At 60.1% G+C, this 14,587-nt stretch carries 8 protein-coding genes; 1 reads left to right on the top strand and 7 read right to left on the bottom strand.

What is annotated here, in order from left to right:
- A partial coding sequence (locus GA0061102_RS29105; protein WP_167668089.1) for a beta strand repeat-containing protein occupies positions 1 to 3,747 on the bottom strand: 3,747 nt, incomplete at its 3' end.
- Positions 3,748 to 5,161: 1,414 nt separating this feature from the next.
- Here GA0061102_RS29105 and GA0061102_RS29100 point away from each other — a divergent pair.
- The gene (locus GA0061102_RS29100; RefSeq protein ID WP_092855699.1) at positions 5,162 to 7,501 is read left to right on the top strand and encodes a methyl-accepting chemotaxis protein; all 2,340 of its coding nucleotides are present in this window, start codon (positions 5,162 to 5,164) and stop codon (positions 7,499 to 7,501) included.
- Positions 7,502 to 7,659: 158 nt separating this feature from the next.
- Here GA0061102_RS29100 and GA0061102_RS29095 read toward each other — a convergent pair whose 3' ends face one another.
- The 6 genes from GA0061102_RS29095 to GA0061102_RS29070 form a co-directional block, all read right to left on the bottom strand.
- The gene (locus GA0061102_RS29095) at positions 7,660 to 9,297 is read right to left on the bottom strand and encodes a GMC oxidoreductase (RefSeq protein ID WP_092855698.1); all 1,638 of its coding nucleotides are present in this window, start codon (positions 9,295 to 9,297) and stop codon (positions 7,660 to 7,662) included.
- A 17-nt stretch (positions 9,298 to 9,314) separates the two neighbouring features.
- Positions 9,315 to 10,397 carry an ABC transporter ATP-binding protein gene (locus GA0061102_RS29090; protein WP_092855697.1) on the bottom strand — a complete coding sequence of 361 codons (1,083 nt, stop codon included), beginning with the start codon at positions 10,395 to 10,397 and terminating at the stop codon, positions 9,315 to 9,317.
- Between the two features lie 4 nt (positions 10,398 to 10,401).
- Positions 10,402 to 11,289, bottom strand: a complete 888-nt coding sequence (locus GA0061102_RS29085; RefSeq protein ID WP_092855696.1) for a carbohydrate ABC transporter permease — start codon at positions 11,287 to 11,289, stop codon at positions 10,402 to 10,404.
- The gene (locus GA0061102_RS29080) at positions 11,289 to 12,176 is read right to left on the bottom strand and encodes a carbohydrate ABC transporter permease (RefSeq protein ID WP_092855694.1); all 888 of its coding nucleotides are present in this window, start codon (positions 12,174 to 12,176) and stop codon (positions 11,289 to 11,291) included. Before GA0061102_RS29080 ends, GA0061102_RS29085 begins: the two co-directional genes overlap by 1 nt.
- A 71-nt stretch (positions 12,177 to 12,247) precedes the next feature.
- Entirely contained in the window at positions 12,248 to 13,480 is a 1,233-nt protein-coding gene (locus GA0061102_RS29075; RefSeq protein ID WP_092855692.1) for an ABC transporter substrate-binding protein, read from the bottom strand.
- A 57-nt stretch (positions 13,481 to 13,537) separates the two neighbouring features.
- Entirely contained in the window at positions 13,538 to 14,491 is a 954-nt protein-coding gene (locus GA0061102_RS29070) for a sugar phosphate isomerase/epimerase family protein (RefSeq protein WP_092855701.1), read from the bottom strand.
- Positions 14,492 to 14,587: the final 96 nt, after the last annotated feature.

Below are 14,587 nucleotides of genomic sequence, written 5' to 3'. Positions count from 1 at the left end.
CGGCTCGACAAAGGCGAGGGCAGCGGCGGTGAACGGACCGCCGGTGGCGCCGCCATTGAGGTAGACGTCAGGCGGCGTCGATCCGGCCGGCACGTTGATGACCTTGTCCAGAACCGTGACGGATCGGCTCTTGACCTTCAGCGTATAGGCGGCCGTTCCTGTGGCGCCATTGCCGTCGCGGACCTGGATGGCAAAACTGTAATCGCCTTCGCTGCCGGCTGCCAGCGGCCCGGTCAGCTGGCCGGTCGAGATGTTGAGCACCATGCCGTTCGGCAGGCTGCCGGAGGCAAGGCTGTAGATCTTCACCCCCGCGCCGCCGGTCGCCGAGATCTGCTGGCTGTAGGCCTCGCCCGCCATGGCTTCGGTCAGTGCGCCACCGGCCGGCGAGAACACGAATGTGGTCGGCGGCGGGGCGATCGCGATCGTATAGGCGGCCGAGGTCGTGGCATTGTTGGCATCGGTGGCGCTGATCGAGAAGCTGTAGTTGCCGGATGCCGTCGGCGTGCCGGTGATGGCACCCGTCGCGTGGTTGAGCGTCAGCCCGGCCGGCAAGGTGCCGGTCACGCCATAGCCATAGGGGCTGGTTCCGCCCGAGGCGGTGACTGTCTGATTGTAGGCGGCATTCATCATGCCGGCGGCAAGGGCGCCGCTTGCCGGCGAGAATGTCAGGGTCGGAGCTGTGACCGTGACGCTGACCGTTGCCGGCGTCGAGGTGCCGGAGCCATTGGTGGCGGTATAGGTGAAGCTGTCCGACCCGCTATAGCCCGTTACAGGCGTATAGGTGATGGACGTTCCCGATGCGGTCGCCGTCCCATGGCCGGCTCCGGTTGCGATCGCCACCGAGGTCGCCGCTCCGCCGGTCAGGTTGAGCGTGACGGGGTTGGCCGACGAATTGGCGGCAACCGTCGCTGCGACATTGCCTGCGACCGGAGCCTGGATGTTGATCGCCAGGCTGTAGGCGCGTGACCCCGTGAATGGCCCCGAGCCGGTCGAACTGTCGGTCGCGGTGACGGTGAAGTTGAATGTCCCGGATGCCGTCGGCGTGCCGGAGAGCACGCCCCCCGTCGACAGCGTCAGGCCGGCCGGCAGGGCACCGGCGGTCACCGCCTGGCTATAGGGAGCGGTTCCGCCCGAAGCCGTAAGGGTCTGGCTGTAGGCAGTGGCAACGGTTGCAGCCGGCAGCGTTGCCGGGGCGAGCGAAATCGTCGGGGCGCCGATGGTCAGACTGTAGGCTCTGGTGCCGGTAAACGTAAGACTGTCCGTCGCGGTGATGGTGAAGTTGAAAGTCCCCGCCGCAGTCGGCGTGCCGGAGAGCATGCCGCCGGAGGAAAACGCCACACCGGGAGGCAAGGAGCCAGCCGACAGGCTATAGGTATAGGAGCCGGCGCCGCCCGAGGCCGTGAGTGTCTGGCTATAGGCAGTTCCGGCCGCGCCAGCCGTCAGCGTTGCCGGTGCGATCGTGATCGTTGGTGCGGAAATCGCTATGCTGTAGGCCTGGGTGCCGGTAAATAAGTTGCCGTCCTTCGCGGTAACGGTGAAGTTGAAAGTCCCCGCCGTAGTCGGCGTACCGGAGAGCGCGCCGCCCGAGGAAAACGCCACACCGGGAGGCAAGGCACCAGCCGACAGGCTATAGGTATAGGAACCGGTGCCGCCCGAGGCCGTGATGGTCTGACTATAGGTAGTCCCGGCCGTGCCAGCGGGCAGCGTTGCCGGTGCGATGGTGATCGTGGGTGCGGCAATCGTTAAGGTGTAAGCCCGCGAGCCCGTAAAAGGGCCTGTGCCCGTGGAACTGTCGGTCGCAGTAACGGTAAAGTTGAAGGTCCCCGCGGTAGTCGGCGTACCGGAGAGCGCGCCGCCCGAGGAAAGCCCTACGCCAGCCGGAAGGGCGCCAGCCGAGAGGCTATAGGTGTAGGAACCAGTGCCGCCCGTGGCCGTCATGGTCTGGTTATACGCCGTCTCCGCTGTTCCGGATGGCAGAGAGGAAGGGTTGACCACGATCGTCGGCGCAGAAACGCTTAAACTATAAGCCCTCGAACCCGTGAACGGTCCGGTCCCGGTCGAGCTGTCAGTCGCGGTAATTGTAAAGTTAAACGTACCCCCTGCCGTCGGCGTGCCGGCGAGAGCTCCTCCAGAAGAGAGCGTCAAACCGGCAGGCAGAGCGCCGGCGGTGATCGCATAGCTGTAAGAATTAGTGCCGCCCGATGCGGTGACGGTCTGGCTGTAGGCAACAGCAACGGCCGCCGTCGGAAGCGTCGTCGGCGCTACCGTGATCGTTGGCGCAGCAACGGTCAGGCTGTAGGCCTTGGAACTGGAGAATGGCGCGCCAGTTCCAGTCGAACTGTCGGTTGCGGCGACGGTGAAATTGAACGTGCCTCCCGCCGTCGGCGTGCCGGCGAGAGAGCCTCCCGATGAGAGCGTCAAGCCGGCAGGAAGAGCGCCGGACGTGATCGCAAAACTATAGGAACTGGTGCCACCGGATGCCGTGATCGTTTGGCTGTAGGCAGTTCCGACGACGCCCGCCGACAGAGAGGATGGGCTAACCGAGATCGTTGGTGCAGCAACGGTTATGCTGTAGGCCTTGGAGCTTGCGAATGGTCCGGTACCTGTCGAGCTGTCCGTCGCGGTGATGGTAAAGTTGAAGGTGCCTGCTGCCGTCGGCGTGCCGGAAACCGAGCCGGTCGTTGTCGACAGGCTCAAACCGGCCGGAAGCGAGCCGGCGGTGATCGCATAGGTGTAGGGGCCGGTGCCGCCGGTGGCACTGACGGCCTGGCTATAGGCCACCGCGACAGTGCCGGATGGCAGTGTCGATGGACTGAGTGAGACCGTCGGTGGGCTGACGGTTATGGTTGCCGTTGCAGGCGTTGAGGTGCCTGCGCCATTTGTGGCAGTGTAAGTAAAGCTGTCTGGGCCGGAATAGCTTGCGGTCGGTGTATAGGTGATCGAAGTACCGCTCGCCGAGGCGCTGCCGTGCGCGGCCTGGGTCGCAATGGCCACCGATGATGCAGCTCCACCCGTAAGGTTGAGCGTGATCGGATTTGAGCTGCTGCCGTGGCTCACTGTTGCGCTGACCGGATTGGCGACGGGCGGCGGCACGTTTTGAACCGAAAAGTTAATCGTCACAACATTGAAATAGGGACCTGGCGATATGCCGTGCAGATTCGGACTGCTATCGGTTACAGTAACCTGAAAACTGAAGTTCCCTTGAGAGGTCGGGGTGCCGCTGATCGTACCGTTGCTGGCCAATGAAAGTCCCGGAGGAAGGGTCGAGCCGGTATAGAGCGCAAAACTGTATGGAGCCAAAGCGCCTGATGCGGAAAGCGTTGCGCTGTAGGCAACATTCACGCTGGCGGCTGGGGGAGTGGCAACCGCAATATTGTTGGATGGGTTCGGGACGGAGATTGTATAGGACTTGGTTGTTGTCGTGCCGACATTGTCCGTGACGGTAAAGGTTGCCGTATAATTACCGGCCTGCGTGGGAGTGCCGCTGATGGTTGATCCACTGAAGGATAGACCCGGCGACAGTGAGCCGCTGGTGAGGGAGAAGGTATAGGGTGCAGTGCCGCCGCTTGCGCTCAGCGTTTGGCTATAGCTTGTGCCGACTTGCGGGCTGGCCAGCGATGCCGGCGAAACGGTGATGGGGCTTGTAGCTGCCGCAATCGCTACATTGATCGTGAAAGGGTTTGCACTCGCATCTGCCACCACGAAGCTGTCGCTGGTGGCTCCATCACCGTTATTTGTATATGTCACTACCCCCGCAGCGGCATCGACGGTTACCGAACCATGCTGGGGAGAGGTCGTGTTTGGTCCGGGATAGGGGTTGAGGCCAAACGGATCACACTGAACACCGATGTTGATACTAATCGACCCACCGGAAGCCATCGGGTTCGTCGATGGTGTCGTGTTCGCATCGGGCACATTGAAGATTGAGCAAGCGGCATAGGCGGCGCTCGGGGCCGCGAACATCAGACCAATAGAGAACAGAATAACAATCAGCGCTAGCTTAGAAAGTGGCGTATGAGCGCGCGCATCGGCAGATTTTAAACTTGGAACTGCTTCAACGGCATGATTTACAAACCGCCTCATGCAGCACATCAAGCTTTTGATGAGATCGAGTTGCGATGTACTTGTTTCGTTCTCAAGGCGATGCCCGCATCTTGCAAGTCCAATGCCCAGCCGTTCATCGATTTTCATTTGCCCAATCCAAAGATCGAGCTCACATCCGACCGGTAGCCACCAGCAGGAGTTGCTCGCGTAATTGCCTGCCCGCACTTTGGCTTACGCCCCTCACTCGATTTCAGTACTATCGGAAGTGGTTGCATGGCAATTTGCTAAGCTTGGGATTCCTCTGGATTGAGTTTTGTGAAAGCATTATTCAATCGAATGTTGTATATTCACAACAATGCGAATAAGCGGTGCTGCATTGCTACCCGGCAGGGTCGTGGCGTTGGCACGTTGCCCTTGGCTTAAGGGGTGACGGGTAGTTGCGATGAGATGAGCTCCCCGTGAGCTACAATATTTTGTGGGGCTGCAGTTTATTTCTCTGAGCTGCTATGGCGGTCATGAGGCAATACGCCTTCTCACTCCTCTGATATCGAAGGGCTAGGTCCACCGCAAACCGCTCGCGTAGTCCGGATCGAACTTCTTCGCTCGGCATCGAACAGTGTCGAGAGAAACGATGATGCCAGCCGATATCCTTTAACATTTGCGCGGGTACCCCAATCGGCGATGTCCGGGTCAGACCCGATTGCGGGCGGAAAACTGTGACACGCTCAGCTGACGATGGGTTGGAGCAAGAATACTCGTTGTCAAACAGCGCCTTCAGCTAAATTAGCGCTATATTTTTGTATATTATACTTTAGTTTTTGATGTTATTTCCTGTAGGTCCGTGAATAATTAGTGATCAAGTTTGTCGTCGAGCCGAAAAAGGACGCAGACCGCAATTATTTCTATGTATTTTCAGAAGGCAATATTAATTCTGTTTCAATAAAGCTGGGCTAACGTTGTCTCTGATTGGACGGGCCATGAGGAGCCTGTGCTCGGGCGGCGTCTCGACGGCTCACTGACTGCTTTTCTTTTAGAAATTACACCACAAGAGCTCCAGAAATACGGGTTTCGGCGAAGCGGGTTAGCATCACGGCACCCCGAACGTAGGTGAGCAATTATGTTTTTTTCTCTTCGCAATATACTTGTTGGAATTTTCCTTTCTCTCAGCGTTGCTCTATGCGTGCTAACAGGATCTTCCATGCTCGATGCCTATCGCGGCGAAAGCACTTATGCCGACGTCTCGAAGTTCACCATGTTAGACCGCGCGCTCTTCCAAACACTCGCCAACTTCCGGAACGAGCGAGGTGACGGTTCGTCGCTCGCCAAGCTTGAGCTTGGCACGCAAGACGCAACGCTTGCCATGTTGAAAGCGGACCGGGTCATCGTCGACAAATATATGGCTGACGCAAAATCGGTCTCTGCAAACATTGACGAAGAGGCGCTCAAAGCGCCAATTGCCGATGTCATGAGCGCATACGATCGGGTCGTCGCATTCCGCTCAAAGCTCGACAGCGAAGTCGCCAAGAAGCTCGCCGATCGCGATCCGACACTGCAGGCCACGACGCTGGACATCGGCCAGCAGCTCCTGACCGCGCTGGAAACTGGTTCGACCGCCGTTGAAAGCCAGATCCGCGCGAGTGATCCTTCAATGTCGGCGCTGATCCAGATCCGTGCACTGACATGGTACACTCGCGCGACAGCGGGTGCAGCAAACCTGTTGTTCGTCAACACGCTCGCCTCCGGAGAGGCGATGAAGCCAGAAGAAGTCAGCAAGATCCAACAGTTCGACTACGCTGCCAGCTTCACCTGGGGACAGATCGGTACTCTAGTCAACCATCCGTCGACACCGCAGGTGGTCAAGGATGCCTACAAGATTAGCAACACGACCTATTTCAGCGGCGACTTCGCGGCAAAGCACAGTGCACTACTTGCCAAGTTCGCAGCCGGCGAGAAGAAGGCTATGTCCCTCGACGACTGGCGCCCGCTCGGCAACGCTGCCCTTTTGACCATCACAAACACCGCCGCTGGAGCCGCAGATGGCATGGTGGCCAAGGCAGCCGCCAGCCAGCATGATGCATTCATAAGCCTGATCGCCTACGGGCTCACCTTCCTTGTCGCCGCGGTTCTGAGTATCACTGGTATCTGCGTCATCGTCTTCCGCGTCACCAAGCCCGTCGGCGCGCTAACACATTCGATGACGGCGCTCGCCCAAGGCGACCTCTCGGTCTCGATCGGTGGCGTCGAGCGGCGCGATGAGATCGGTGCCATGGCGCGTTCCGTTGAGGTGTTCCAGCAGGCCGCCCTGCGCAACAAGGCGCTCGAAGCCGAAGCCGCAGAGGCACGCGTCACATCGGAGAATGAGCGCGTCGAAGTCCAGCGCCGTGCCGAAGCCGAGGCCGAACAAAGGCTGCTGCAGGCAACGGGTTCGCTTGCGACAGGTCTGCGTCATTTGGCCTCTGGCGACCTGCGTTGCGAAATCGAAACGCCGCTGGCTGCGCAGTTCGAAGCTCTGCGTCACGACTTCAATTCATCGGTCAGCCAGCTTCGCGCTGCCATGTCCCAGGTCGGCCAGGCCGCGTCACTCGTAAATAGTGGCAGCTACGAGATCTCGCAGGCTTCCGATAACCTCTCCAAGCGCACCGAGCAGCAGGCCGCGTCGCTGGAAGAGACGGCGGCCGCACTTGAAGAGGTTACGGCGAACGTCCAGTCGACCTCCAAGCGAACTGGCGATGCACGTGACCTAGTCCGCGGGGCCCGGTTGCGGGCAGAAAGCTCCAGCCAAGTCGTCAACAATGCCGTCAATGCTATGGGCAGAATCGAGCATTCGTCCAAACAAATCAGTCAGATCATCAGCGTGATCGACGAGATCGCCTTCCAGACCAACCTGCTCGCGCTCAACGCCGGTGTCGAGGCAGCGCGTGCGGGTGAAGCCGGCAAGGGCTTTGCCGTGGTCGCCCAGGAAGTGCGCGAACTTGCCCAGCGTTCGGCCAATGCTGCCAAAGAAATCAAGACTCTGATCGGCAATTCCGGAGTTGCCGTCGGCGAGGGAGTGAAGCTCGTCAACGACACCGGCGAGGGCCTGGCGGCTATCGCCGACCTAGTCCTGCAGATCAATCAGCACATGGATGCGATCGCCATTGCCGCCCAGGAGCAGTCCATGGGCCTGTCGGAGATCAACAGTGCCGTTAATCACATGGACCAGGCGACACAGCAGAATGCCGCCATGGTCGAAGAGATGAACGCGGCTGGCGCCGGTCTGGCCGAGGAGAGCAAGCGCCTCGGCGAACTCCTGAGTGCATTCCGCACAGGCGAAGCCGAACGCAGGGAGCCACAGGCGCGGCCCGTAGCCCGGCCTGCCTCTGCCCCGACAACGGGTCGACTTGCCGCACGCGCCGCTCCGGTCACGCAGGGCAATGCCGCGTTGAAACAACTCCAGCAGGAGTGGTCGGAGTTCTGATAAGTCTGACGTCAAGACAGGCAACTACGCCTTGCTGCGGTTAGCGCCGCGAGGATCGCCCCGGGCACCTTGTCCGGGGCATTTTCGTTTAGCCGTTTCAGCCCCACGCCGATCATGAATGTACTTGGACTGCCGGCTAGCTTTGCAGGCGAGCTTGTTCAGTGCTGGTGGACAAGCCTCCGGCATGCACGAACTGTCAACGCCATGACGGTAAGGGTCGTGCCGGCGATACCGCTGCCGGGGAATGCACTGGCATCCGTGACAATGACGTTAGGTACGCCCCAGAGCTGATTGTAGGGATTGAGCACGGAGTTCCGTGGGTCATCCCCCATCCTTGCGCCACCCGTTTCGTGGATCGCCGCTCCCATGCACATGGTCTTGCGGAACCATTTGCGGAACATGAGTCGGCTGAATGGATCGGCATCGGGAAAGGCGCCGCGGCCCATTTCCCTGAGACCGATAGGCGAGCCGATGAACTCCAGATCTCCGCCGACATCGCGCACCATCTCGACAAGCGCCTCCTCCTGCTGGCGGAGAAGCGCGTGCTCTTCCTCGCCCATGACGCATCGGATATGCGGAACGGGAATTCCCCAGGCATCCTTGCGCCTCGCGTTGAGGGTGATGCGGTTGTCTGCATAGGGCAGCATGCGACCGAAGCCGAAGAATGCCAGCCGGGCAGGCTCGCTATCGGGCGTGGGTGCTCGGCCAATGCTGCCTTGATAATCGAAATCGCCACGACCGGCATCACCGGCTCCAAAACGCGGCACGAAGATGCCGCCAGATGGGTTGTAGAAGGGATCAGTGGGGGCGGAATCGTCGACTGCCCATCCCTTCGCCTTGGAGAAGGAGCCGAAGGCGAGGCAAGGCAGCTGGTCCATGAAATAGCGTCCGAGTGCACCCGAACTGTTGCCCAGCCCCTCGGGATGCCTGGCCGATGCCGAATTGAGAAGCAACCGTACGCTTTCGATCGGCGAAGCCGACAGCACCACGAAGGCGGCGCGGACAGTCTCCACCTTCCCGGTGACGCGATCGATGAATTCGGCACCCGTGGCCCGGGTCCCTTGCTCGTCCGTTGCGATGCGGCGAACGATGGCATCGTGACGGATGGTCAGGCGTCCTGTCGCAAGCGCCTCTCTCAAGGGCTTGGGCGTGCGCTCGGGATCCGGGGCGATATAACGCCAGGACACGACATGCCGCTGCGGCCAGCGACCCTCCACTTCGCTCTTGAAGATTTGTTCGGCCGGCGTCAGCTTTGCCGGATGTGCATAAATTCCATCCGGCAGCGTCTCGACGCCGTCAGGATTGCCGTAGAGCCCGAGGCAGGCTTCAACCTCGTCGTAAAAGGGCGCAAGCTCATCATAGCCAACCGGCCAGTCCATGCCCTTGCCGGTTCGCGACTGGATCTTGAAGTCATCGTCCGTCCAGCGCAGCAAGACGCGGCCGAAGCTGTGCAGGCGACCGCCGCCCTGGCGCCCGCGGATCCACAGGAACGGCGCGTCCTTCGGCGTTGTGTAGGGGTTCTTTCGGTCGTTGACGAAGAAATGGCTGAAGCGCTCGGTGAAGAAGGCTGCGCGCGCCTGAATCGGCTGGCCCTTCACTGTGGCGCGTGCGCGCTCCCAAATGTTGATGCTGCTCGCCGGCTGCTTCTTGCGAGCCGGATCGAAATCCTTCTGGCTCACTGCGGGACCGGCTTCGAGCAAAAGCACTGAGAGCCCCTGAGCGGTCAATTCCTTGGCGGCAAAGGAGCCGGCAGCGCCGGAACCGATGACCAGCGCGTCATAAGTAGTCTGGGACATAGATTTTTCCGTATATTTCAGAGACGGACGCCGTCGGCGTCAAAGAGGGAGGCCTTGGCGATATCGAGGCCGGGCGAGATCGCTGTGCCTGGCTGCAGCGTCGTGTCGCCCATGATGCGATAGGAAAGGCTTTGCCGAGCCCAATCGAACCAGACCACCGTGTCGGCGCCCATCGGCTCGACCACCGAGACGATACCGGCAATGGTTGGCAAAGACCCTGTTCCCCGGTCGGGAACGATATGTTCGGGCCGGATGCCGAGCGTGGCGGCACCCGGCTTGATGGCTGCCAGAAAAGGATAGTTGGCCAGATCGATGGCCAGGCCAGTGCTTTCGAAGACCGGGTTTTCAGCCTTGATCGCGATCTCCCCCGTGATGAAGTTCATCGCCGGTGCGCCGATGAAGCCGGCGACGAAGAGATTTGCGGGGCGGTGGTAGATCTCCGACGGACTCGCCAGCTGCTGGATGACGCCGTCCCTCATGATGGCAATGCGGTCGGCAAGGGTCAGCGCTTCGACCTGATCGTGGGTCACATAGATCATCGTGTTGCCGAGGCTCTGATGCAGCTTCTTGATCTCGACGCGCAGCTCGTTGCGAAGCTTGGCGTCGAGATTGGAAAGCGGTTCGTCGAACAGGAAGACATCGACCTCACGGACGAGGGCCCGGCCGATCGCAACGCGCTGACGCTGACCACCCGACAATTCCGACGGGCGGCGATCGAGCAGCTTTTCCAAGTGCAGAAGCGAGGCCGTGCGGGCGATACGAGCCTCTATCTCCGGCTTGGGCAATCCAGCGACGCGCAGGCCGAAGGAGAGGTTCCTGCGCACCGTCATCCGCGGGTAAAGCGCATAGGACTGGAAAACCATGCCGATGCCGCGATCTTTCGGCTCCTCCCAGGTCACGTTCTTTCCGGAGATCCACATTTCGCCGTCGCGGATATCCTGCAATCCGGCGATCGCATTCAGCAGCGTCGATTTCCCGCAGCCGGATGGGCCGAGCAGCACGAGAAACTCGCGCGGGGCGATGTCGATGGAGAGCTTCTCGATGACGGTATGGTCACCATAGGCAATCTTGAGGTCTTTTACCGATACGGCAGGCTGCATGGCATTACCCTTTGACAGCACCGGCTCCGACACCGCGCAGGAACCAGCGGCCGGAGAAGAAATAGATGGCGAGAGGAACGACGGCGGTCAGAATGGTGGCGGCCATGTTCACATTGTAGGCGCGTTCGCCCATGGTTGTATTGACGATGTTGTTGAGCTGGACGGTCATCGGCAGGTTGTCTCGTCCGGCGAAGACCAGGCCGATCAGGAAGTCGTTCCAGATACCTGTGAACTGGAAGATGGAGGCAACCATCACCATCGGCGCGGACATCGGCAGCATGATCTCGAGGAAAATGCGCCAGAAGCCGGCCCCGTCGACGCGGGCCGCCTTGCAGAGCTCTTCGGGAATGGCGACGAAATAATTGCGAAACAGCAGCGTGACCAGCGGCAGGCCGAAAATGACGTGAACGAGGACGACGCCGGCCACGGAATTGTAAAGGCTCAAATTGGCAAGTAGCCGTACCAGCGGATAGAGGAAGATCTGGTAGGGGATGAGGCCGCCGGCCATCAGCAACCCGAACAGAAGGTTCGAGCCTTTCGGCCGCCAGAGCGACAGTGCATAACCGTTGATCGCCCCGATGGAGACGGAAATGACGACGGCGGGCACAGTAATCTTGATCGAGTTCCAGAAACCGATACGCACGCCAAGGCACTGCGTGCCCATGCAGGCTCCCGACCAGGCGGTGTTCCAGGCATTGAAATCAAGGGTATCCGGCAGTGCGAAGATATGGCCCTGGCGGATTTCCTCCATCGACTTCAACGACGTGACGAGCATGGTGTAGAGAGGCAGCAGGAAGAACAGCGCAGACAGGATCAGGAATGCGTAGAGCCCGATCTGGCCGACGCTAAGCCTGGACGGCTTGAGGCCACGAGGATGGAGGCGGGTTGTCATCAATGCGCTCCCCTTCTTCTGGCGCGCATGGCGAGCGCATAGCGGAACGGGGCGACGGCCATGACGACGGAAAGCACCAATACGGTTGCACCGGCGCTGGCGAGCCCGAGGTTCTGGCGTTCGAACAGATTGTCCATGATGAATTTTGCCGGCACTTCGGTCGAGTAGCCGGGGCCGCCGCCGGTTTGCGCGACGATCAGATCGTAGGTCTTGATCACGCCCATGGAGAGCAGCATTCCCGATGCGGCAAGCGCCGGCCCGAGTTGCGGCAGGATGATCGAAAAGTAGATACGCCAGACCGGTATACCGTCGATCTGAGCAGCCTTCCATTGCTCCTCGCTAATCCCGCGCATGCCGGAGAGCGCAATGACCATGACGAGCCCGGCGCCTTGCCAGACACCGGCGAAGACCACCGTATAGATCGCCATGTCGCGATTGACGATCCAGTCGAAGACGAAGCCCTGCCAGCCAAGTGCCCGCACGGTCGCCTGAATACCGAATGTCGGATTGAGCATCCATTGCCAGATCAGCCCCGTGACAACGAAGGACATGGCGTAGGGATAGAGGAAGATGGTGCGGAACACGCTCTCGAAGCGGACCTTGCGGTCAAGGGCTGCCGCCAGCACGAAGCCGAGAGCGAGGCACCCTCCGACATAGAGAGCACCGAAGATCAGCACATTCTCCAGCGATGCAAGCCAGCGCGAGTTTTTAAACAGCTTGGCATATTGAGCGAAGCCGACATAGTTGGATGACGGGAAGATCGTCGAATCCGTGAAAGACAGGCGGACGGACCAGACCATGGTGCCGATATAGACGAAGATCGCGGCGATCCATGTCGGCAAGAGTGCAAAGGTCGCAGCCAGGGAACGTCTGCGCTTGGCTCGCATGTGCAAACTCTCTCAAAAGAACGGAGGAGCCGACCGACGATCACATCTTCGACCGGCTCGAAATACAGGCTCTATTCGAAGATCGCGAAGAACTTCTTCGCACCCGCGGCGCTGTCCTCCGAGGGGTTGCTCCAGAATTCGTCGACGAAGTCGTTGAGCGCGCCTGCCTGCTGTGGCGAGAGGATCAGCGCCTGATCCGGAACGATCTTGCCGGCGCCCATCAGCTCGAGGCCCTTCTGCGCGCACGTATCGAGCTTCGATTTGTCGACGTCGGTACGCATCGGCACCGAACCCTTCTTAAGCGAGAACTCGACCTGCACGATCGGATCCATGGCGACTTCGGCCAGCAGCGCCTGCCCCTTTTGCGATGCCGCATCGGCGATCTTCGGGAAGGAGAAGGAGTCGGCGACATAGACCATGCCGGGGGATTGCGGAGCAAGCATGCAACCATAGTCCTTGCCAAGCTGTTTGCCGGCCGCGACGAATTCGCCCTTGGCCCAGTCACCCATGAACTGCACGCCGGCCTTGCCGGTGATGACCATGGCAGTGGCATCGTTCCAGTTGCGCCCCGGCGCGCCCTCGTCGACATAGGCGCGCAGCTTGCCGAGAATATCGAGCGTCTTCTTCACGCCTTCGACGGAAGCGTCGCCTTTGTCCTTGTCGACATAGATCTTCAGGAAGCCGTCTATGCCGACTTGCGTCAGCAGGATCATATTGAAGACCTTGGATTCCTGCCAGGACTGGCCGCCCCAGGCGACCGGTTGCACGCCGGCGGCCTTGAGCTTGTCGAGTGCCGCGAAGAAATCGTCCCAGCTCTTGGGCTCGCCGTTCACGCCGGCTTTGGTGAAAGCGTCCTTGGAATAGAAGACCCAGCTCTCGCCATGGGCGTCGGTGGGAGAGAGATAGGTCTGGCCTTTGAAGGTAGTGAGATCATGGATCGATTTCGGCAGAACCTCCGCCCATTTGCCTGCTTTTGCGATATCATCGATCGGGCTCAGCAGGCCCTGACTGACGAAATCGGCATTGGCAAGGCCGATCACCGCCTGTTTGGCAGCTGGCGGATCACCGGCGACCAACCGGTTCTGGAAGGCGGCGTCGGCCGCACCGAAACCGGCAATGGACGAATCTTTCCAGACCCCGCCGCGCTTTTCGAATTCCTGCTTGATGACATCGAGGGCGGCGGCTTCGCTGCCTGATGTCCAGGACGTCATGACTTCCGCCTTTGCCTTGTCCTCGGCATAGGCGGGAGCGGAGGCTGCCGCGAGTGCAGCTCCGACCAAGAGCAATTTCATCGTATTATTCATTGTTCACCTCTTCAAGAAGGCCCTCTTTGCGGGGCCATTGGTCTTCAGGTCATGAAATCAGCGATAGATCGGCAGCAATGCCTGCCGTACCAGCGTCAGGCCGTTGGCGATATCGCCGACCGGATCGGGTGCGGCGTCAAGCTCGAGAATAGCCCAGCCTTCGTAAGCGCGGTCGCGTAGCAACCTGATCCAGCCCGGCCAGTCGACGCGGCCGAGCCCGAAGCCGCAGAAATAAGGGCGATGACGATCATGAATATGCTCGTCGATCGGAGTGTCGGTCGGCATCGGTCCAAGCGCATCCTTCCAATGAGCGATGATGACCCGCTCATGGTGGCGTTCGACGACCTCAAGCGGATCGGAGCCGGCAACAATAATATGGGCGGTGTCCGGGCACATGTGGACATATGCAGGATCCGTCAACAGCATCAGAAGATCGACATCGCGAGAGGCGGCAAAGATCGAATGCGCCTCCGTGTGAACCGCGAGGCGCACGCCCTTCGCGTAGAGGATTGCGCCTAGGCGGTTGAGGAAATCGGCAATCTTGCGGGCCTGCTCGAAATCGAAGAATCGAACGGGCTGAGCGCCTGGGGTCTGGCGCAGCGGCGCGCCGATAACCATGATATCACTGCCGCAAGCCTTGAGAAATGCGGCATATTTCTCTGCCTTTTCGATGATGGCTGCCTGCGCCGATGCTTCGGCAAAATCGCCTGCAGCCTCGAGTTCGGCAAAAAAGCCGCTTGCCAATGCCAAACCGCGCTTGGAAAGCTCGCCCGCAAAGGCTTCGACCGAACCATAGGTTTTCGTCGCATCCTGCCAGTTGAAAGGAGAAAAGGTCAGCTCGACGCCAGTGACGCCGGATGCCTGTACGGCGTCCAGAATCTTGTCCCAAAAGGAGCGAGGTTCGCTGCGGGAGAGGGCGATTATGCCATCGTAATCCTCAACACCCCAGAAGGCGGGATGAAAGAAGGTAACGAGATCCACGCCAAAGCGAAGCCGTTCGGTCGAGCTCATGATGCTGTCCGTTCTCAGGATAGAGGCCATCGTCTGCGGAACTGATGTCGCAGCAGATAATCCGTAATGATTTCAATATATTATCATTTGGCAATC

The organism is Martinezella miluonensis (genome assembly GCF_900094545.1).
Classification (GTDB): Bacteria; Pseudomonadota; Alphaproteobacteria; order Rhizobiales; family Rhizobiaceae; genus Rhizobium; species Rhizobium miluonense.
The sequence above is the reverse complement of the archived record's forward strand: the minus strand, read 5'-3'. Positions and strand labels throughout refer to the sequence as shown.

What these genes read in the sequence shown, in the direction of transcription:
- GA0061102_RS29100 (WP_092855699.1), top strand. Translation starts at nt 5,162, where the DNA reads ATGTTTTTTTCTCTTCGCAATATACTTGTTGGAATTTTCCTTTCTCTC.
- GA0061102_RS29095 (WP_092855698.1), bottom strand. Translation starts at nt 9,297, where the DNA reads ATGTCCCAGACTACTTATGACGCGCTGGTCATCGGTTCCGGCGCTGCC.
- GA0061102_RS29090 (WP_092855697.1), bottom strand. Translation starts at nt 10,397, where the DNA reads ATGCAGCCTGCCGTATCGGTAAAAGACCTCAAGATTGCCTATGGTGAC.
- GA0061102_RS29085 (WP_092855696.1), bottom strand. Translation starts at nt 11,289, where the DNA reads ATGACAACCCGCCTCCATCCTCGTGGCCTCAAGCCGTCCAGGCTTAGC.
- GA0061102_RS29080 (WP_092855694.1), bottom strand. Translation starts at nt 12,176, where the DNA reads ATGCGAGCCAAGCGCAGACGTTCCCTGGCTGCGACCTTTGCACTCTTG.
- GA0061102_RS29075 (WP_092855692.1), bottom strand. Translation starts at nt 13,480, where the DNA reads ATGAATAATACGATGAAATTGCTCTTGGTCGGAGCTGCACTCGCGGCA.
- GA0061102_RS29070 (WP_092855701.1), bottom strand. Translation starts at nt 14,491, where the DNA reads ATGAGCTCGACCGAACGGCTTCGCTTTGGCGTGGATCTCGTTACCTTC.